Origin of the sequence: Acinetobacter gyllenbergii, from assembly GCF_001682515.1 — a bacterium.
Classification (GTDB): Bacteria; Pseudomonadota; Gammaproteobacteria; order Pseudomonadales; family Moraxellaceae; genus Acinetobacter; species Acinetobacter gyllenbergii.
Window position 1 is genome coordinate 530,666 of sequence record NZ_KV575262.1, and the last position, 19,361, is coordinate 550,026.

The window sequence follows — 19,361 nt, forward strand, 5'->3', positions numbered from 1 at the left end:
CATACGTTATGATGAATAACGATTTTTGTAGAGTGTTTGAAAACCCTTATGCAACCTTTTGTTCTATATAACTCTGAGCAACGTAAAAAAGTTGAATTTGTCCCACGTAAAGAAGGTCAAATCGATATGTATGTCTGTGGTATGACGGTTTACGATTACTGTCATATTGGGCACGCTCGGGTTATGGTTGCATTTGACTACATCATTCGCTTTCTACGCAGCCAAGGTTGGAAAGTTCGCTATATTCGCAACATTACTGATATTGATGACAAAATCATTGCACGTGCCAATGAAAATGGCGAAAGCATCCAACAACTCACTGCTCGTTTTATTCAAGCAATGAATGAAGATGCGGCTAACTTAGGGTGTGCTGAACCTGATGAAGCGCCCAAAGCAACTGAATATATTGATCAAATGCAAAATATGATTGGTACCTTGGTTGATAAAGGGGCTGCTTACCCTGCTGCCAATGGCGATGTTTATTTTGAGGTGAGCAAGTTCAATAAATACGGTCGTTTATCTGGTCGTAAATTGGATGATATGCAAGCCGGTGCATCTGAGCGTGTGGATGTTGAAGTTGAAAAGAAACATCCCTTTGACTTTGTTCTTTGGAAACATGCCAAAGCAAATGAACCTGCATGGGCTTCACCTTGGGGCAATGGCCGCCCAGGTTGGCATATTGAATGTTCTGCGATGTCGACCTGCTGCCTAGGCAATCATTTCGATATTCATGGGGGCGGTTCAGATCTGATGTTCCCGCACCATGAAAATGAAATCGCACAAAGTGAAGCATCGACTGGTGAACAATATGTCAATTATTGGATGCATGTTGGTTTCATCAATGTTGATGGCGAGAAAATGTCTAAGTCATTAGGCAATTTCTTTACCATTCGCGATGTGATGGAGAAGTTCCACCCTGAGGTAATTCGCTACTTCATCGTGTCTTCTCATTACCGTAGCCCGGTCAACTTCTCTGATGTTGCCTTAAAAGAAGCAAAAACTGCTCTGAGTCGTTTTTATCATTCATTTAAAGCCTATCAACAGCTATATGGTCAAAAAACGATTGAAACATTAGAGCAAAACTTTGTTGAACGTTTTAACAGTGCAATGTGTGATGACTTTAATACCGCTGAAGCCATGGCGGTACTTTTTGAGCTCAACAAAGAACTGAATCGCGCGGTGAAAGAAGAGCAAGCAGAACAAGCGGCAATGCTTTACTCTACCCTACGTCACTTAACCAACATTCTTGGTTTAGTTCAACATGATGTGGATGAATTCCTTAAGTCAGATATTGGTCAGGAAGCACTTACACTGTCTGATACTGAAATTGAAAACTTCATTCAGCAACGTGTTGATGCGAAAAAAGCCAAAGACTTTGCGAGAGCCGATGGCATTCGCCAATCTTTACTCGATCAAGGTGTGGTTTTGGAAGATACGCGTCAAGGTACAATCTGGCGCCGTGCTGATTAATTAAACACTCAGCATTATAAAGAGTTGACACTTGAATGAAACTCTCTATAATGCGTCCTATTGCGGGAATAGCTCAGTTGGTAGAGCATAACCTTGCCAAGGTTGGGGTCGGGAGTTCGAGTCTCCTTTCCCGCTCCAGATTCAAAAAAAAAAAGCCCTTTATCGAAAGATAAGGGCTTTTTATTTGTTCCTCGTTATAGTATCAGCTTAGTTCAGTATGATTAGACTCAACCTCATCATATTTGAGTGTGCAGAGCACACCCACAACGAACAACTTATATGACTTTTCCACATCACTCTTCAGATCTTAATATCAATTGAGTTTAGGTGATTGATATTAATTTTTATGTTTAGAGAATCGGTAGCCCTGATCACATAATGCGGCAATCACAACAAAAACTGCTGCGGCGATTAAAATCATGATAACACTGGCTGTTGAGTGTGTAGGTGAGGCTGCAACCATACTCAAAGCACCCAATGGAGCTAGACCACCTGCAATTGCCGTACCAATTTCTCGGCTAGAACTCACCCCAGTAGAACGATTTTCCACTGAAAATTGTCGGCATAAAAATGAGCTTTGTGAAGCAAACATCATTGGTGCCAAAATACCGGTTCCTATCGCAATTGCAATATAGATAAAGATATCCTGACCTGTTTCCAGTAATTTCACAAAAGGATACGCAAATAATAAGGATAAAAGCCCACCTAAGATTAGTACTTTTTTACTACTCCAATAATCACACAACCATCCAAACAAGGGCACGGTTACGATGGCGACTAAACTGGCGATCGTAATCGACAAAGATGTAACATGTGCTGTCACCCCTTTAAATTGTGTTAAATAAGCTAAAGAGAAGGTTTTAAAAATGTAGCTTAGTGCGTTATATCCAATTGCCACAATCAAAACAACCAACACCCCTTTTAGATTCGCTTTAAGTAAACTTTTAAAAGGATTTTCAATCTTCACTTTTGAATCGTCATTAATTTTTTGTTCAAAATCTGGCGTTTCAGGTAAATTTTTTCTGACCCAAACCCCGACAAGGACCAATACAAAGCTTAATAGAAATGGAATACGCCAACCGCCATTTAATAAAAATTCATCTCCATTTAAAGTGAGTAGAAAAATAGTCAGTGAGGACAATAATAAGCCCAAGTTTAAACCTAATGCTGGCCAAGCCCCTTGACGACCACGTTTTTCATCCGATGCGTGCTCATAAGAAGTAATTGCCGCTCCCGCGAATTCCGCACCTGCACCAAGCCCCTGAATAATCCGAAAAAAAACTAAAAGTATGGGAGCCCAAATCCCAATCGTGTCATAACTAGGAATGAGTCCGATAAATACAGTACATAGCCCCATCAGCAAAAAGGTAATATAAAGCATTTTTTTGCGACCATAACGATCACCAAAAAAACCAAAAAATATACCGCCAAATGGTCGAGCAATAAATCCAATTGCAAAGGTCGCAAAGGCGGCAATCGCTGCTGTACTAGGATCAGATTTATCAAAAAAAACTTTACTAAAAACAATAGATGCCATCGTGGCATATAAATAGAAGTCGTACCATTCCAACATTGAACCCACAATGGTGGCCGTTGCAACTTTCTTTAAACGTTTGGCTTTTTCTTGTTCTGTTTCATGAACATTTTGCATACGAATAATCCTTTATTTAAGGCGCATGACCCCTATCGCCTATAGTTTCCATCTATAAGACAGGTCATAATTTAAGCGGATAATTAAAAGTAAAAAGACACTCTAATCTGAAGATCGACAATTGATGAGCATACTGGGATTCAGCTCATGACAACGATTGACACCTAACATTGCCATATTACGATCGACTTCATCACGTAGCAGGCTAATCGCATGTTCTACGCCTGTATCGCCTGCTACAGCAGCTGCATAATTAAATGGTCGTCCAACAAAGACCATCTTTGCCCCTAAAGCAACCGCTTTAAGCACATCTGAACCCCGTCGAAAACCACTATCAATCATGACAGGATAATCTGAGCCTAATGCCTGAACGACATCCGGTAAAATTCGCATGGGAGAAGTTGCTCCATCCAATTGACGACCGCCATGATTAGATAAAATGATGCCATCTGCCCCCATTTCTTTGGCAAGACGAGCATCTTTAACACTGAGCACCCCTTTAATCACCAAATGTCCTTGCCAATAGTCACGAATTTGTTTGAAATGTTCCCAATTTAAATGATCTCTGGCAGAAAAATCACGCAGCACATTGGCAGATAGGATTGGCGCCCCTCTCGTCGCAAAGGAGTTTTCAAAATGAGGCATTCCATACTTCATAAATGTCCGACAGAAGGTTCCAAATAACCACGAAAGTCGAGTCAGCCCATCCCAAGCCAAACGCAAACTTGGACGTAATGGTGTCGAAAAGCCTGAACGCACATTATTTTCCCGATTTGCAGAAACGGGGATATCGACCGTAATCACCAGTGTCTTAAAACCAGCGTTCTTTATCCGCTCCAGCAATGCCAAAATGCGCGGTGTGTCTCCAGGAAGATACGCTTGAAACCATGTATCTGGCGCGGCTTTTACCACCGTTTCTAAGGGGATCAAGGATGAACCACTCATAATTGAAACAATATTGGCAGCTTGTGCAGTACGTGCTAAAACCACATCTCCCCGATAGGTTGACAATGCATTTAAGCCCATAGGAGCGATGCCAAAAGGTGAATGATAAGTTTTTCCAAATAGCTCTACTTTTTGATCTCGCTTAGAAACATCTGTTAAGACCTGCGTGATAAAACGATAATTTTTAAATACGCTACGATTGTCCTGAAGGCTCGTATTTTCCTCTGCTGCGCCAGCAATATAACCAAAGATTGGCCGAGGTAGTTTTCGACGTGCTTTTTCCTCAAAATCTTGTAAGCATAAAATATCTTCCAGCACTTTAGGTATGTTCTTAGAAGACATCTTTCCTCCTTGAATATTTTGCTTATGTGCATCCATAAAAGTCGCTCATCCATTTTCCACAATCTACTTTATAGTGATAGAGGAACATAAATAAAAGCGGTATTATTCAAACAAGGTTATTCGGAAAAATTGAACAATGTCATCTCCTACCATTAAGCAATTGGAAGCTTTTTATTGGGCAGCAACGTGTGATAATTTTGCTATCGCAGCACAACGTCTACATATATCAGTTTCGTCGTTATCACAAAGAATTCATGAATTAGAATGCATTTTGGATCATCAACTTTTTGATCGTAGTGGACATCGTGCTGTGTTAACTGAGGATGGAGAACGCTTATTAAGTATGGCAAGCAAAGTACTTGAAGCTGTCATAACACTACAAACAACCTTTACGGATAAACAAAAAGGCTTGAATGGCAGGTTAAAGTTTGGTGTTGGAGAGTTATCAGCACTAACATGGCTACCCAAATTTATTGCCATTGCCCAGAAAGAGCACCCGCTCTTACATTTGGAACCCTATGTTGATGTTGGTGCAGTACTTGAACGGAAATTAGAGGCTGGTGAACTGGATTTTGCTATTATGGCTGGTCGATCGTCTAAAAGTAGTATTCTCTCCCAGTCGATTATGAAAGCTGATTTTGTATGGATGATCGCCGAGCCATTACTGGATCAGACCTCAGCTCAAGATTTAATAAGCCTATTAACTCAACATACACTCGTTACCCTACCTGCTGGAGCGGGAACAACCCGTATTTTGGATGACTGGTTATTAGGTCAGAATATTCATGAAATTAAGCGTATCACTTGTAATCATTGGAGTGCTGTTGCTGGAATGATTCGAGAAGGTGTTGGTATTGGTTTTTTACCTAAAGGCTGGATGGAAAATGGCGTAGGTACCTCACTGATTCAACTTGAAAGTAATCCACCATTAGCCCCACTCCATTACGCTTTTCAATGGAGACGCGGGGATATTCGAAATATTATTCCAACCATGCAAACCTTAGTCCGTGAACATATCAACTTTTCGCTAAGACCGAATGATATTTTATGAAGTTTTGCATACAATCTAAGTTACCAACAACAAATATAAACCTACAATTAGTTGATATATCTATATAGATATAAATTTTTTCTTATGTTTTGCTAACTCAAAAAAAATCGTTTAACTCAACAAAAGAGTTAATAATTTAAACAGCGCTTAAACCCTGCCAAGGCTGAGACCGTAAGTTCGAATCTCCTTTCCCGTTCCAGATTCAAAAGGCCCTTTTCGAAAGATAAGGGCTTTTTTATTTCCAATTCCCACCTTTTTATTCAGGCTTTCGACAATGTGGCGAGCTTTACAACACAAATTAAATGTAATATTATAACATTACATTTACTTATAGAGACCCAAAATGAAAGTCTGCTCATCCCTTAAAAGCGCAAAACATCGCAGTCCCGATTGCCAGATTGTAAAGCGTCGCGGCAAGTTATTTGTCATCTGCAAATCAAACCCTCGCTTCAAAGCAAGACAAGGCTAACTCGCCTTGCTTTACCAAAGGTTAAATAACCCTTACATTCCCTTACTACCATTTCTTTTTAAAATCTAATAACTTGGATATTAATGTTTTCACAAGGTTATATCTAAGATGAAAAAATCAATTATCGCCATTTCTTTAGCTTCTATTTTTTTAGTTGCATGCAATAAAGCAGAAACACCAAAAACTGATGAACAAACCCCAGCTGCAACGAGTACAGAAAACAGCGCTGAAGTTGTTGATAGCGCACATACAGCAGAAAACTCATTAGATTGGAATGGCACATATAAAGGTGTACTCCCTTGCGCAGATTGCGAAGGAATTGAAACCGAACTTGAACTTAATCTAGATAAAACTTACGAGCTCAAAGAGACTTATCTTGGCAAAGGCGATGGTAAAGCATTTGAAAGCAAAGGTAGCTTTACTTTTGACAGCAAAAACACCTCTATTATTGAACTCGACAAAGCCGGTGATGGCCGTAAATACTTTGTTGCTGAAGGCTACTTAAAAGCCCTCGACACAGAAGGCAAAGAGATTACGGGCGAATTAGCTGACAAATACGAACTCAAGAAAGAAGCTGAATAAGTTATTTCTACCGATAAAAGCCCACTCAATATAGTGGACTTTTCTACAGGCAATAAAAAACCCAGTCAAAATGACTGGGTTTTTTTAGAAGATACGAATTACTTCGCAGCAGCTTGAGCAGCAGCAACTTCTTCTGCAAAGCTCATTTCAGCTTTCTTCTCAATACCTTCACCCACTTCGAAACGAACGAATTGAGCGACAACAGTACCAGTTGCTTTCAATACATCAGCAACTTTCTTGTCATTGTCGATAACATACATTTGACGATCAAGCGCAACTTCGTTCAAGTATTTTTCAACTGAACCCGTTACCATTTTCTCAACGATGTTCGCTGGCTTACCAGATTCTAATGCTTTCGCTTCAGCAATTTCTTTCTCTTTAGCGATCAAGTCAGCTGGAACAGCTTCAGCATTTACAGCAACTGGGTTGAACGCAGCAACGTGCATTGCAATACCTTTACCAGTGTCAGCATCACCTGTGTAAGAAACAACAACACCGATTTTTAAACCGTGTTTGTAAACAGCCAAGTTTTCGCCTTCAACGATTTGAGCACGACGAACTTGGATGTTTTCACCGATTTTTTGAACCAATGCAACACGAGCTTCTTCTACAGTTGCGCCGTCTTCAAGCTTAAGTTCAGCAATTTTCGCAGCATCAGTTTCGTTTGCAGCAAGTGCAGCAGCAGCAACTTTATCAGAGAAGTTTTTGAAGTTTTCGTCTTTAGCAACGAAGTCAGTTTGACAGTTAACTTCAACAAGAATTGCTTTGTTACCGTTTTGAATAATAGTGATCGCGCCATCAGCAGCAATGTTACCTGCTTTTTTAGCAGCTTTTGCTTGACCTGATTTACGAAGGTTATCAATCGCAAGTTCGATGTCACCGCCTGCTTCTGTTAATGCTTTTTTGCATTCCATCATTGCAAGACCAGTACGGTCACGTAATTCTTTTACCATGCTCGCAGTAACTGCAGTCATGTTGATCTCCTAAAATCGGTAGAAAATAAATCTGTTCAACAAAAACGGCCCAAAGAATCTCTGGGCCGTTTGCAATCTCGACGCTTTAATTTGCCACCATTACATGTCGCAAAAATGACAAGCTTGCGTCAAAACGCATTAAGCCTCAGAAGCGTCTTTAGCAGCGTCGTCGCCTTTAGCTTGTGCATTTGCTTGTGATTGAGCATATTCTTTACCAGCAAGAATCGCATCAGCCATAGCAGAAGCATATAAAGTTACTGCACGGATCGCATCGTCGTTACCCGGAATAACGTAATCAACGTTGTCTGGGTTAGAGTTTGTATCAACGATACCGATTACAGGAATACCTAAGTTTTTCGCTTCTTTGATTGCAATCGCTTCGTGATCAACGTCGATTACAAATAATGCGTCAGGTAAACCACCCATGTTCTTAACGCCGCCTAAAGCACGTTCAAGTTTTTCCATCTCACGAGTACGCTCTAAAGCTTCACGTTTAGTAAGCTTAGCAAAAGTACCGTCTTGAGATTGAGTTTGAAGATCTTTTAAACGGTTGATAGATTGGCGAAGTGTTTTCCAGTTCGTCAACATACCACCTAACCAACGGTGATCTACATATGGTTGACCAGCGCGTTGAGCTTGTTCACGGATGATGTTAGAAGCAGCTCGTTTTGTACCAACGAACAATACTTTGTTCTTTTTGCTCGCCAAGTTGTTAACGAAGTTCAAAGCATCATTTAACGCAGGAACAGTGTGCTCAAGGTTGATGATGTGAATTTTGTTACGTGCACCAAAAATGTATTGACGCATTTTTGGGTTCCAGAAACGAGTTTGGTGACCAAAGTGTGCGCCTGCTTGAAGAAGGTCGCGCATGCTTACGTTGTAATCTGCCATTTTCTTTACCTTAAAGTTTGGGTTAGGCCTCCATATATCCGCATTCTCCACCTATTGCTAGGCACCCAGAGTAATGTGTCGATATATGTGCGGATTTTTTTACGACTATTGTTATCAGATATCTTCGTAAAATCTTTTCATAAATAATAAAAGATAGTCACGAAAAGCATTTGATAAAATAGGCGGCTATTTATACCATAGACGCTTGCAAATTACCAAAAGTTTTTAGAGATCATGAATACAACTTATACAGCGCCTCGTCGATTAATCAAAACACCTGAAGAAATTGAAAAGATGCGTGTTGCAGGGAAATTGGCGGCTGAAGTTCTAGACATGATTAAACCGCATATTAAAGCGGGTGTGAGCACACTAGAACTCGATACAATCTGTCGTAATCATATTGAAAATGTTCAACAGGCAATTCCTGCATGCGTAGGCTATGGTGCTGCCCCAGGGCGCCCTGCGTTCCAACATTCTATTTGTACTTCGGTGAACCACGTGGTTTGTCATGGTATTCCATCTGAAAATAAAATCTTAAAAAACGGTGATATTCTAAATATTGACGTAACTGTGATTAAAGATGGTTATCACGGCGACACCAATATGATGTATGTCATTGGTGGTGAAACATCGATTCTTGCCAATCGTTTATGTTCAGTCGCACAAGAAGCCATGTACCGTGGTATGGCAACGGTAAAAGATGGTTCATACCTTGGCGATGTTGGTTATGCTATTCAGCAATATGTTGAGTCTGAACGCTTTAGTGTGGTGCGTGAATATTGTGGTCACGGCATTGGCAATGTGTTCCATGATGAACCACAAGTTTTACATTATGGGCAAAAAGGTACAGGTATGCGTCTAGAGGCTGGCATGACCTTTACTATTGAACCAATGGTAAACGCAGGTGTTTGGCAGACTAAACTTTTAGGTGATAAGTGGACGGTTGTCACAAAAGATCACAAGTTATCTGCTCAATATGAACATACGATTTTGGTAACACAAACAGGGATCGAAGTACTTACCGCTCGCCCTGAAGAAGATCTATCACGCTTTATGTAATTCATAATCTTTGAATTATTTTTAAAAAGTCACTTCGGTGGCTTTTTTTATCTCTTCACAATTTCTTCATCAATTTATTTAAATCAAACAAAAATATTCATAAGCATAACAATTATAAAATTTAACTAAACAAAGCCTGCGTAAAAATAGCGTTATGGTGGGCGCAAGAAAAATCCTAACAAACTTCTGGACATGGAGTCCCAAAATGATGAAGAAATCATTCGCTTGCCTGATTACAGGCGTATGTGCCCTACCGACACTTGCTTTCGCAGACTCACCTTATTTTAGTTTGAAAGATGGAGATGGGTTTAAACGCTTTTCGGTTTCCGTAGGTGCTTTGTATGTAAAACCAACAGGTAAAGCACAACCCGTCAAAGTTAACACTGCTGTTGCAAACGGAGAACAATCCAAAGTTGGAGATGTTTCAATAAAAACCGTTAAAGACAGTATATCTAAAGATATGGACCCTAACCTATCAACAGCTTTCATTAATTTTTTAGATGGGTTGGGACAAGAAACCTTACCTGGTTCATTAAGTGGTAATGCCGAAATCTATGGTCTAAACGAATGGAATAACCCAGGTACAGGATTAGAAGCAGATGATGTCATGACTCTTGGCATCATGACAAATTACTTCTTCACTGATAATGTTTCACTTGAAGTTAAAGCAGGTATTCCACCAAAGGTCGACATTCAAGGCAAAGGGCAAATTTACGCACCATTAACAGCTACAGCACATCCATCAATAGAACTTCCTATTATTGGAGGGATAGATTTACCTTCAATCGATTTAGAAAAACAAATTTTCATTACTGACCTAGAAGCACATGGTACAGCAGCAACGGCTAGAGCATGGACGCCAGCTTTTGAACTCCAATATCATTTCGGTAAAACAGGTGTAAATAAATTCAGACCCTATGTTGGATTAGGTCTAATGTATGCTTATTTTAATGAGCTGAAAATCAATTCCGCAATCGAAAATGATCTAATCAATGCTGGACATATGATTGTCAATATTAAAGATGGTAAAGCAGGTGCAGCCTTGGATCAAAAGACTAGCTCTGGTGATCCAAAAGTTAAATTAGAAGCTTCAGATGCATTTGCACCTGTTGCCACTGCTGGTTTTACTTATGATTTCAACGATCGTTGGTTTGCCGTTGGTTCAGTTTCATATGCACACCTTACAGGAGAAGCAACAATAACCGTGAATGATTCTAAATATGGAGAGCTCATTCGCGCAAAAACAGATATCGAGATCAACCCTATTTTAGGTTATGCAGGTGTCGGTTACCGTTTCTAAACTCTATTTAATAAAAAAAGCAGCACTCGCTGCTTTTTTTATTATGCAACCTCTCAAAGCACTACGATCAAAAATCACGCACTATGAATAAGCAGTTTTTATTAATTTGTCTGACATAGACACTCCTTTTGCTTCCTGTACATCAATCACAATGTTGTTAATTAACTTAATCTACGCATAAACACCTTGATGATTAACATTTTAAATTATTCATTTGGTTAATTTATTTTTCTGGCACGGCACTTGCTATATATCAAACACATGGAATCAACGACGATTCATAAACATATTTGATGACGGCCAACGACGTCCGTTCTGTTCGATTTGCTTAATCAGCGTAATGACTAAGCAAAATAAATGACGTGCAGTTCAGGAGAAAGTTATGTCTTCACCAATGAATATTGATGCAAAAAAAGCCACAGAAATAAAATTATTTAGCTTTTCTACGCCTGCCATGCGTGCCTTCCATATGACATGGCTGGCATTCTTTGTCTGTTTCTTCGCATGGTTTGCCTGTGCTCCCCTCATGCCAGTCATCAAAGGCGAGTTCAATTTAACCAAAGACCAAATCGCCAATATCAACATTGCTGCGGTTGCGATTACTATTTTAATTCGCCTCATTGTTGGCCCATTGTGTGATAAATATGGTCCACGCAAAACCTATACCGCACTTTTACTGCTCGGCAGTATTCCCGTATTCGGTGTTGCTGCGGCCAATACCTATGAATCCTTCCTGTTCTTCCGCTTATTGATTGGTGCAATTGGTGCAAGCTTTGTCATTACCCAATACCATACCAGTGTAATGTTTGCACCCAATGTTGTGGGTACAGCCAATGCAGCTTCAGCGGGTTGGGGCAATGCGGGTGGTGGTGCGACTCAAGCAATTATGCCGCTTATCTTAGGTGCGATTGTCATGTTTGGTGTTGAACAAACGATGGGTTGGAGAATTGCATTACTTGTGCCAGGCATCATGATGCTAATCGTTGGCGTACTGTACTGGAAACTCACTCAAGATTGCCCTCAAGGAAACTTTAAAGAGCTTCGTGAACAAGGTATCGAAGTTGGTGCTGGCAAAAAAGGCGGTGTTGCGATTTTAATGCAAGCTGCACGTAATTATCGCGTTTGGATTTTATTTGTCTCTTATGCCGCGTGTTTCGGTATCGAAATTTTTATTCATAACATCGCCGCAATGTACTATGTCGATCACTTCAATATGGGGTTAAAGGAAGCCGGCTTAACTGCAGGTATTTTTGGTCTGCTCGCCCTGTTTGCCCGCGCATTAGGTGGTTATCTTTCAGATAAAGTTGCAATATCAAAAGGTTTAGATGGCCGAACAAAAGTATTGTTTATCATGATCCTATGTGAAGGCTTATTCCTCATACTTTTTTCTCAGATGAATACTGTCGCACTTGCAATTATCAGCATGACCGTTTTTGCCTTGTTTACCCATATGTCTTGTGGTGCAACTTATGCGCTTGTGCCATTTATTGATCGCAATGCTCTAGGTGGTGTTGCTGGTATCATTGGTGCAGGCGGTAATGTCGGTGCTGTTGCTGCAGGCTTCTTACTCAAAGGTTTACTGGATGTACAAACCTGCCTGATGATTTTAGGTGCGTTGGTGACCGTAGCCGCATTCAGTGTCATCCTTATTCGCTTCTCTGTCGAACATAAAGCCAAAGAACAACAATTGTTCGAGCAAGCTGTATTAGAACGTAACTCTCTCGCGTAATCACAACACGTTTTGTGTGGGATAAACCCTCCCACACGATTTCCAAATTAAATACTTCAACACCATTTTTCAGGGGTCTCAATATGAAATTGAATCTTCTTGGCTTTGCCATGCTTGGATGCTTAACCACGACTACTTTTGCAGCACCTACACTTTATGGGGAAATTGATGCAAGTATCGATTATTTACCAGAAAAAAATGCTCATCGTTCGGATAAAGATGTCTGGGAAGTGAGCTCCAATAGTTCCTATCTCGGTCTTAAAGGAGATGAGAAACTGACTGAGCGCCTAAGTGCGGTCTATGCAATTGAATGGGGATTGAGTGCTGATGGTGATGGAACAGACTGGACACAACGAAACCGCTTTGTCGGCTTAAAGGATAGTCAATTCGGTACGCTCAAAGTGGGGAAACATGATACCCCAGTTAAACAGCTCTCAAGTACGGTTGATATTTTCAACAATTATGTGGCCAATAAAGCAGATATCGGCGGTATTCTGACTGGAGAAAATCGAATTGATAATGTTGTGCTCTATGAGTCGCCAGCCATTCGCCTCTCGAAAGGTGTGATTAAACTCAATGCTTTGCTCGCCAGTGGAGAATCCTCTGGAATTAAAAGTTCGAGTGGTGGTGCAAAAGTTGCTGGTCGTGGCTTAGGCGATGCATGGTCTGCCAGTCTGGTTTATGAACATCCATTTTTTGTCGCAGGACTTGGCTATGACAAAGCCATTCCGAGCACTTTTGCAGGACGTGGTTTTCTCAATGTTGCCACAGGACAGGCTTATACAGCCGACACACAAGCTTTTGCCGCAGCAAATACCATACGTGCCATCGGACGTTTAAATCCGATTGAAGGCTTGGCGATTAAAAGCTTGTATCAACGTTCCGATATTGAAGAAAGCAACTATGCAGACCCCGCTGAAGCAACAAAATGGGCCACAAAAGCCAATAATATTGATGATGCTCAAGGCTGGTTAGTGGGTGCCGAATATATTCTTCCAAGCGCAAAAAAATGGATGCTCAAAGCACAATATAACCAGAATGATACCCGTTTTAAAAATAACACAGCTGATTTTAAAGCCAAGCAAATCATGCTTGGGGCTGACTATACCTTTAATAAGCAGGTGAAAAGTTATGGTTATGCAGGTTATTTAACACTTGAACAAGCAGATAAAAAAGACAAGCAACCCGTTGTCGGGCTCGGTTTGGAATTGAAGTTCTAAACACAATTTAGATTTTCAATATAAGCGGTCAATATTCTATTGTTCCGCTTATATTGTTGAGCATTGAAGTACAATTATTTTTGATTAGAATCGAAATATTGGTCGAAGTATTTTAGAATACTTTTCACTTATTCCAAGATTACAACAACAATGTCAAACGCTCAATTTTCCAAACAATTGGTCTATATGCTGATCGGAAGTGCGCTGATTCTTGCACTTTCCTTGGGTGTACGCCATGGCTTTGGTTTATATCTGGTGCCCATGAGCGATAGTTTTGGTTGGGGCCATCATATTTTTAGTTTTGCGATTGCCATGCAAAACCTGATCTGGGGGGCAGCACAACCCTTTACCGGTGCGATTGCTGACAAGTACGGTACTAAGAAAGTCGTGATGGCGGGGGGCGTACTCTATGCTATTGGATTAGTCCTTATGGCATTTAGCTCTACGGGACTATTACTTAACCTCAGCTTAGGGCTCGTGATTGGACTTGCCCTATCTGCGACCTCTTTTACAGTATTGCTTTCTGCAGTTGGTCGCGCTGCGCCACCAGAGAAACGCAGTATGGTGATGGGGATTGCCAGTGCTGCGGGTTCCTTTGGCCAGTTTATTATGCTGCCTTCAACTCTGTTACTTCTTAAAACCATCGGTTGGTCTTCTGCTTTACTGGTGAGTGCCTTTGCTATTGCATTCATTGTTCCCTTGGCTTGGTTATTGAAATCCCCTTCTTCTACAGCACCGAAAGCGCTGAATCAACCCAGCCTTAGCTTTAAACAAGTTTTACACATCGCAAGAAAACACAAACCGTTTTGGTGGTTATCCCTCGGCTTTCTGGTCTGTGGTTTCCAAGTGGTATTTTTAGGGGTACACCTACCTGGTTATTTAATTGATCATGGCTTTGATGCCACAACAGGTACGATATTTCTAGCACTGGTCGGTCTATTTAATATTGTGGGCACCTATGGTGCTGGTTGGTTAGGTGATCGCTACTCAAAACCAAGATTGCTGATGTTGCTTTATGGTTTACGTGGCATTGCCATTATTGCTTTTCTCTTACTCCCACTCAGTACATTGACCGTTTATAGTTTTGGGATCATTATGGGACTACTCTGGCTGTCAACGGTCCCGCTCACTAATGGGATTGTGGCCAATATGTTTGGGGTCAAATATTTATCCATGCTCAGTGGTATTGTGTTCTTTACCCATCAAATCGGCTCATTCTTTGGCGGCTGGCTCGGTGGGGTCAATCATGATATTGCAGGCAACTACAATATGATCTGGCTTGCCTGTTTAGTACTGAGTGCTTTTGGTGTGGTTATCCATCTTTTCGTGAATGAAGTGGCTGTGATTCATGACTAATATAGAACGTCATTTTAAGTGGGTATTGTTTGTCACGCTTCTGTGCTTGATGAGTCTTTCGATCTTAATCTGGTTTCAAACCCCTGATTTATTTGAGTACTTCAATCAAGCATTTTGTGCGCATTGAAGCAGACAGCTCGTGCTTTATCATTGTCATATAAACATCAAAGCTCTGTCATCAAACCATCAAATTTCGATGCTTTAATAAAAAATAAAAAATTCGATAAAATGCAAAAAGCTTGTTGATCAACTGGTCAACAAGCTTTTTTTATGCCTTCAAATAAATAAAGGCTGCGCATCGGCAGCCTTTATTTATCATCCATACGACATTACTGTTGTTGACGCTTAGGCAATGGAATATATTGCGATTGTGCATTCTGTTGCACTTTACGCTCTCCAACTTTAACCTGTAAAGTTTGCTGTTTACCTTCACGCTCAATCACCACATCAATTAAACTTTCTGGTGCTTGTAACGCAACATAATTGATCAAATGCGATGCTGAGGAAATCTGCTCATTATTCACTTGAATAATTTTATCACCACGCTTAATACCTGCAGAATCAGATGGTCCGCCACGTAAGACATCGGCAACAGTGACACCAATCGGTTTAGCGGTCAAAACATCTTCATCAAGGTTATTTGGAATTAAGCTAATCCCTAACCAGCCACGTACCACACGCCCATCTTTCAAGATTGAATTAAGAACTTGCTGACACACTTTGGCTGGTATCGCAAAACCAATCCCAAGGGAGCCACCAGATTGCGAGAAGATAGCCGTATTGACCCCTATCAAATTACCCGCAACATCAATCAATGCACCACCCGAGTTACCTGGGTTAATTGCAGCATCCGTTTGAATAAAATCTTCATAGGTATTAATACCCAAATCCGAACGTCCAGTTGCGGAGATAATCCCCTGCGTTACGGTTTGACCAACACCAAATGGGTTACCAATCGCAAGCACAACATCACCCACTTCATTGCCACTGAGCTTAAATGGCAACACTGGTAATTTGTCCAATTCAATTTTGATTACCGCCAAATCGGTGTCTGGATCAGTTCCTATCACGGTCGCTTCAGCACGGCGTCCATCTTGTAAAGCCACAACAATATGTTCAGCCTGTGCAATCACATGATTATTGGTTAAAATATAACCATCCGCACGTACAATTACGCCTGAACCCAAACTGTTTTCATTTTGAGGTTGCTGCGGCATTTGATTGCCGAAAAATTCACGAAACACAGGATCATTCAGCAATGGATGATTCATCTGTTTCACTTTTTGCGTGGTAAAAATATTGACCACAGCAGGCGCTGCCACTTTCACCGCAGCACTATATGAAACCACCCCACCCGCACGCGTGGTATCAATCAGTGGCTCAACCTTTTCTGCGGGCATTTTCACCCCGTCAGCAGCCACTGTTGGCTTCGGTTGATGTGATTTCTGCCAAGCCAGAAAACTAAAAATAACAAGAATGAGTAATACCCAAGGTAACCATGTAAATGCACGGCGCACGTCTATTATCCTCTAGGCGAAATTATGTGATGAACGTAATTTATTGAAGAACTGGAAGTTTCCACTATTGTAAAGTAAATTGCTTAAAATCAATGCAAAAGTTAAAAAAGTTTTGTCTAGCTTTAGTTACATTTAAAAATATGTTCTTATGGTTGCTGAGAAAAGATGTAAAAAAATTGAGGAATCACATGGCAAATTTGCATGACCTTGTGCAATGGTGTAACCAGACTTTAAAAGCCAATGAATTTAAAGACTATGCACCAAACGGCTTACAAATCGAAGGCAAGCCCGAAGTCAATAAAATTGTATGTGCTGTGACTGCATCTGAAGATGCGATTGATGCTGCAATTGCCCAACAAGCAGATGCCTTATTGGTTCATCATGGCTATTTTTGGAAAGGTGAACCCTACCCAATTACAGGAATGCGCGGCAATCGTATCAAGAAACTGATTCAAAATAATATTTCCCTGATTGCCTATCATTTACCTTTGGATGCACATCCAACTTTAGGCAATAACATCGCTATTGCCGATTTGATTGGTCTACACGATCTAGAAGCATTAGATCCAAGCGAAAAACACCCAATCGGTAATATCGCCTATTTAGGCGATTCCCTGAATCCTGAACAATTTAAAGCGAAGTTACAGAGCATTTTTGACTTTAATGTGATTCATCTGCCGAGTGATAAAACGCTAATCAAAAAAGTAGGCTTCTGCACAGGTGGTGCGCAAGACTTTATCGCCAAAGCAGCTCAAGCAGATTGTGATGCTTATATTTCTGGTGAAGTCAGCGAACGTACCTTCTATGAGGCAAAAGAACTGGGGGTACATTATTTCGCCTGTGGTCACCATGCCACTGAACGTTATGGCGTGCAGCGTTTGGCACAAGCCATTGCCCAACAATTTTCAATCGAAACTGAGTATTTTGAGCTCAACAACCCGATTTAACTCGATCCAATGTTGAATGGAGTGAAGTTCGTTTCACTCCTTCCCCTTGTATTTCAACTCAATGTTTAAACCAATACCTGTGCAACTTGAGTGATTGAAATAATCAAGTATTTCTCACTGCAATACCTCTGTCTACTTTTAATAGACTAAGAATCAAAGACTTGTTCGTATTGCTCAGCCAATTCAAGACCTAATAAAAGCAATGATAAATAAAATTTATTTTTTATCCCTTTTTATATAGATAAAAGCAAATTAAAAGATATTGATTCTCATTTGCTTTTAAATAAATAATGAAGGCGCTTTAACTTATGCCAATAAAATCATTTTGATTAAAAGGAATCAAACACATGGCCTATTCTTTACCAGCGCTTCCTTATGCTTACGATGCACTTGAACCCAATATTGATACCAAAACCATGGAAATTCACCATAGCAAACATCATCAGACCTACATCAATAATATCAATGGTGCAATTGAAGGAACAGAATGGGAAAAACTCCCTGTAGAAGAATTGGTTGCCAAAGTGAATGACGTCCCTGCTGGTCTTAAAAATATGGTGATTAACAATGGTGGCGGACACGCCAATCATTCACTTTTTTGGACGATCATGAGCCCAGAAGGGGGTGGACAACCAACAGGAGCTGTTGCTGAAGCAATTGATCAACAACTGGGTGGTTTCGATGCATTTAAAGATGCATTCACCAAGGCAGCGATTAGTCGTTTTGGCAGTGGTTGGGCATGGCTAAGTGTCACACCTGAACACAAATTAGTGGTCGAAAGTAGCGGCAATCAAGACTCGCCCTTGATGCATGGTAATACCCCTATTTTAGGTTTAGATGTATGGGAACATGCCTACTACTTAAAATATCAAAACCGTCGTCCTGAATATATTGCTGCCTTTTATAATGTGGTTGATTGGGATGAAGTCAATCGTCGTTATCATGATGCATTACAAGCCAAAACTCAGTAATTTTCATAGTAGTCCAAGTTAAATCAGCATCTCTACAAAAATAAGTTAGAGTTTTTTGCAACGTTCACCAACTCAGCTAAAAACTCTAATCATTGTTGTATGGTATATGTCTCATAAAGAAATTTTTTGCATATTTTGTGTATTAAAAGACTGCCCTATTGTCTATAGAATCATTTACAATAAAGGCACTTAATGTAAAACCCAGCAAATTTGCAAGGAATGAAACATGACAACCATTACTTTACCTGCACTTCCATATGGCTATGATGATTTAGCACCACACATCACTCGCGAAACTTTAGAATACCATCACGATAAACACCACAATACTTATGTTGTTAACTTAAACAACTTAATCAAAGGTACTGACCTTGAAGGTAAAACTTTAGAAGAAATCATCAAAGCATCTGCTGGCGATGCATCTAAAGCAGGTATCTTTAACAATGCTGCGCAAGTATGGAACCATACATTCTACTGGAACAGCATGAAACCAAATGGTGGTGGTAAGCCAACAGGTGCGATTGCAGCTAAAATCGAAGAAGCTTTTGGTAGCTACGAAAAATTTGCAGAAGAATTCACTGCTGCTGCAACAACTCAATTCGGTTCAGGTTGGGCTTGGTTAGTTGCTGATGAAGTAAACGGTAAATTATCGATTACTAAAACTGCCAATGCAGATACGCCACTTGCTCATGGTCAAGTTGCAGTATTAACCATCGACGTTTGGGAACATGCTTACTACATCGACTTCCGTAACTTACGTCCAAAATACATCGCTACTTTCTTAGAAAGCCTAGTAAACTGGGACTATGCAAATGCAAAACTTGCAGGTCAACCAGCAGGTGTTGAGAAATAATTGATTATTTCTTGAATAAAAAACTGCTCTTGAT

General features: G+C 40.4%; 17 protein-coding genes and 1 tRNA gene. 13 read left to right on the forward strand and 5 right to left on the reverse strand.

Translation table 11 applies throughout. The annotated features are described in order from the left end of the window. The first annotated feature begins 48 nt into the window (after positions 1 to 48). Both cysS and NG55_RS08525 read left to right on the forward strand, forming a co-directional pair. Complete coding sequence (cysS, locus tag NG55_RS08520; protein WP_065343006.1) at positions 49 to 1,470, forward strand: cysteine--tRNA ligase; 1,422 nt, start codon at positions 49 to 51, stop codon at positions 1,468 to 1,470. Between the two features lie 62 nt (positions 1,471 to 1,532). Further along, positions 1,533 to 1,608 (forward strand) — tRNA-Gly (locus NG55_RS08525). Between the two features lie 199 nt (positions 1,609 to 1,807). On the opposite strand, the gene NG55_RS08530 is transcribed toward NG55_RS08525, so the two are convergent. Together NG55_RS08530 and NG55_RS08535 are read right to left on the reverse strand one after the other, a co-directional pair. Next, positions 1,808 to 3,121 (reverse strand): MFS transporter, encoded by a 1,314-nt coding sequence (locus NG55_RS08530; RefSeq protein WP_016660377.1) that lies wholly within the window; start codon positions 3,119 to 3,121, stop codon positions 1,808 to 1,810. A gap of 102 nt (positions 3,122 to 3,223) precedes the next feature. Beyond that, complete coding sequence (locus NG55_RS08535; RefSeq protein WP_228704167.1) at positions 3,224 to 4,408, reverse strand: alpha-hydroxy acid oxidase; 1,185 nt, start codon at positions 4,406 to 4,408, stop codon at positions 3,224 to 3,226. Between the two features lie 136 nt (positions 4,409 to 4,544). On the opposite strand from NG55_RS08535, the gene NG55_RS08540 reads away from it, so the two are divergent. The 3 genes from NG55_RS08540 to NG55_RS08545 all read left to right on the forward strand — a co-directional run bounded on the left by NG55_RS08540 (position 4,545) and on the right by NG55_RS08545 (position 6,510). Next, entirely contained in the window at positions 4,545 to 5,459 is a 915-nt protein-coding gene (locus NG55_RS08540) for a LysR family transcriptional regulator (RefSeq protein WP_023270142.1), read from the forward strand. A 343-nt stretch (positions 5,460 to 5,802) separates the two neighbouring features. Next, positions 5,803 to 5,928, forward strand: coding sequence for a type B 50S ribosomal protein L36 (ykgO, locus tag NG55_RS20560; RefSeq protein ID WP_005183685.1), 126 nt, complete (start codon positions 5,803 to 5,805; stop codon positions 5,926 to 5,928). 108 nt (positions 5,929 to 6,036) lie between these two features. Beyond that, entirely contained in the window at positions 6,037 to 6,510 is a 474-nt protein-coding gene (locus NG55_RS08545) for a copper resistance protein NlpE (RefSeq protein WP_023270144.1), read from the forward strand. Positions 6,511 to 6,608: 98 nt separating this feature from the next. Here the strand turns inward: NG55_RS08545 and tsf are convergent, their stop codons facing one another. Both tsf and rpsB read right to left on the reverse strand, forming a co-directional pair. Beyond that, complete coding sequence (gene tsf, locus NG55_RS08550) at positions 6,609 to 7,484, reverse strand: translation elongation factor Ts (RefSeq protein WP_004652724.1); 876 nt, start codon at positions 7,482 to 7,484, stop codon at positions 6,609 to 6,611. 138 nt (positions 7,485 to 7,622) lie between these two features. Then, complete coding sequence (rpsB, locus tag NG55_RS08555; RefSeq protein ID WP_004652723.1) at positions 7,623 to 8,375, reverse strand: 30S ribosomal protein S2; 753 nt, start codon at positions 8,373 to 8,375, stop codon at positions 7,623 to 7,625. 234 nt (positions 8,376 to 8,609) lie between these two features. Here rpsB and map point away from each other — a divergent pair, with 234 nt between their 5' ends. The 5 genes from map to NG55_RS08580 all read left to right on the forward strand — a co-directional run bounded on the left by map (position 8,610) and on the right by NG55_RS08580 (position 15,039). Continuing rightward, complete coding sequence (gene map / locus NG55_RS08560; protein ID WP_016540537.1) at positions 8,610 to 9,434, forward strand: type I methionyl aminopeptidase; 825 nt, start codon at positions 8,610 to 8,612, stop codon at positions 9,432 to 9,434. A 205-nt stretch (positions 9,435 to 9,639) separates the two neighbouring features. Continuing rightward, positions 9,640 to 10,734, forward strand: coding sequence for an OmpW/AlkL family protein (locus NG55_RS08565; RefSeq protein WP_065343008.1), 1,095 nt, complete (start codon positions 9,640 to 9,642; stop codon positions 10,732 to 10,734). Between the two features lie 382 nt (positions 10,735 to 11,116). After that, positions 11,117 to 12,463: an MFS transporter gene (locus tag NG55_RS08570; RefSeq protein ID WP_065343009.1), complete on the forward strand. Its 1,347-nt coding sequence runs from the start codon at positions 11,117 to 11,119 to the stop codon at positions 12,461 to 12,463. An 83-nt stretch (positions 12,464 to 12,546) separates the two neighbouring features. Beyond that, positions 12,547 to 13,683: a porin gene (locus tag NG55_RS08575; RefSeq protein ID WP_065343010.1), complete on the forward strand. Its 1,137-nt coding sequence runs from the start codon at positions 12,547 to 12,549 to the stop codon at positions 13,681 to 13,683. A gap of 150 nt (positions 13,684 to 13,833) precedes the next feature. Further along, positions 13,834 to 15,039 (forward strand): MFS transporter, encoded by a 1,206-nt coding sequence (locus NG55_RS08580; RefSeq protein ID WP_065343011.1) that lies wholly within the window; start codon positions 13,834 to 13,836, stop codon positions 15,037 to 15,039. A 329-nt stretch (positions 15,040 to 15,368) separates the two neighbouring features. On the opposite strand, the gene NG55_RS08585 is transcribed toward NG55_RS08580, so the two are convergent. Further along, positions 15,369 to 16,556: a trypsin-like peptidase domain-containing protein gene (locus NG55_RS08585; protein ID WP_065343012.1), complete on the reverse strand. Its 1,188-nt coding sequence runs from the start codon at positions 16,554 to 16,556 to the stop codon at positions 15,369 to 15,371. A gap of 188 nt (positions 16,557 to 16,744) precedes the next feature. Here NG55_RS08585 and NG55_RS08590 point away from each other — a divergent pair, with 188 nt between their 5' ends. From NG55_RS08590 to NG55_RS08600, 3 genes are all read left to right on the forward strand, one after another. Continuing rightward, positions 16,745 to 17,503: a Nif3-like dinuclear metal center hexameric protein gene (locus tag NG55_RS08590; RefSeq protein ID WP_065343013.1), complete on the forward strand. Its 759-nt coding sequence runs from the start codon at positions 16,745 to 16,747 to the stop codon at positions 17,501 to 17,503. Positions 17,504 to 17,850: 347 nt separating this feature from the next. Continuing rightward, positions 17,851 to 18,474, forward strand: coding sequence for a superoxide dismutase (locus tag NG55_RS08595; RefSeq protein WP_065343014.1), 624 nt, complete (start codon positions 17,851 to 17,853; stop codon positions 18,472 to 18,474). Between the two features lie 226 nt (positions 18,475 to 18,700). Then, positions 18,701 to 19,327, forward strand: a complete 627-nt coding sequence (locus NG55_RS08600) for a superoxide dismutase (RefSeq protein ID WP_004652711.1) — start codon at positions 18,701 to 18,703, stop codon at positions 19,325 to 19,327. The last annotated feature ends 34 nt before the right edge of the window (positions 19,328 to 19,361 follow it).

Bases quoted from the DNA above. Each gene is read 5' to 3' on its own strand.
- cysS (WP_065343006.1), top strand. From the start codon at position 49: ATGCAACCTTTTGTTCTATATAACTCTGAGCAACGTAAAAAAGTTGAA.
- NG55_RS08530 (WP_016660377.1), bottom strand. From the start codon at position 3,121: ATGCAAAATGTTCATGAAACAGAACAAGAAAAAGCCAAACGTTTAAAG.
- NG55_RS08535 (WP_228704167.1), bottom strand. From the start codon at position 4,408: ATGTCTTCTAAGAACATACCTAAAGTGCTGGAAGATATTTTATGCTTA.
- NG55_RS08540 (WP_023270142.1), top strand. From the start codon at position 4,545: ATGTCATCTCCTACCATTAAGCAATTGGAAGCTTTTTATTGGGCAGCA.
- ykgO (WP_005183685.1), top strand. From the start codon at position 5,803: ATGAAAGTCTGCTCATCCCTTAAAAGCGCAAAACATCGCAGTCCCGAT.
- NG55_RS08545 (WP_023270144.1), top strand. From the start codon at position 6,037: ATGAAAAAATCAATTATCGCCATTTCTTTAGCTTCTATTTTTTTAGTT.
- tsf (WP_004652724.1), bottom strand. From the start codon at position 7,484: ATGACTGCAGTTACTGCGAGCATGGTAAAAGAATTACGTGACCGTACT.
- rpsB (WP_004652723.1), bottom strand. From the start codon at position 8,375: ATGGCAGATTACAACGTAAGCATGCGCGACCTTCTTCAAGCAGGCGCA.
- map (WP_016540537.1), top strand. From the start codon at position 8,610: ATGAATACAACTTATACAGCGCCTCGTCGATTAATCAAAACACCTGAA.
- NG55_RS08565 (WP_065343008.1), top strand. From the start codon at position 9,640: ATGATGAAGAAATCATTCGCTTGCCTGATTACAGGCGTATGTGCCCTA.
- NG55_RS08570 (WP_065343009.1), top strand. From the start codon at position 11,117: ATGTCTTCACCAATGAATATTGATGCAAAAAAAGCCACAGAAATAAAA.
- NG55_RS08575 (WP_065343010.1), top strand. From the start codon at position 12,547: ATGAAATTGAATCTTCTTGGCTTTGCCATGCTTGGATGCTTAACCACG.
- NG55_RS08580 (WP_065343011.1), top strand. From the start codon at position 13,834: ATGTCAAACGCTCAATTTTCCAAACAATTGGTCTATATGCTGATCGGA.
- NG55_RS08590 (WP_065343013.1), top strand. From the start codon at position 16,745: ATGGCAAATTTGCATGACCTTGTGCAATGGTGTAACCAGACTTTAAAA.
- NG55_RS08595 (WP_065343014.1), top strand. From the start codon at position 17,851: ATGGCCTATTCTTTACCAGCGCTTCCTTATGCTTACGATGCACTTGAA.
- NG55_RS08600 (WP_004652711.1), top strand. From the start codon at position 18,701: ATGACAACCATTACTTTACCTGCACTTCCATATGGCTATGATGATTTA.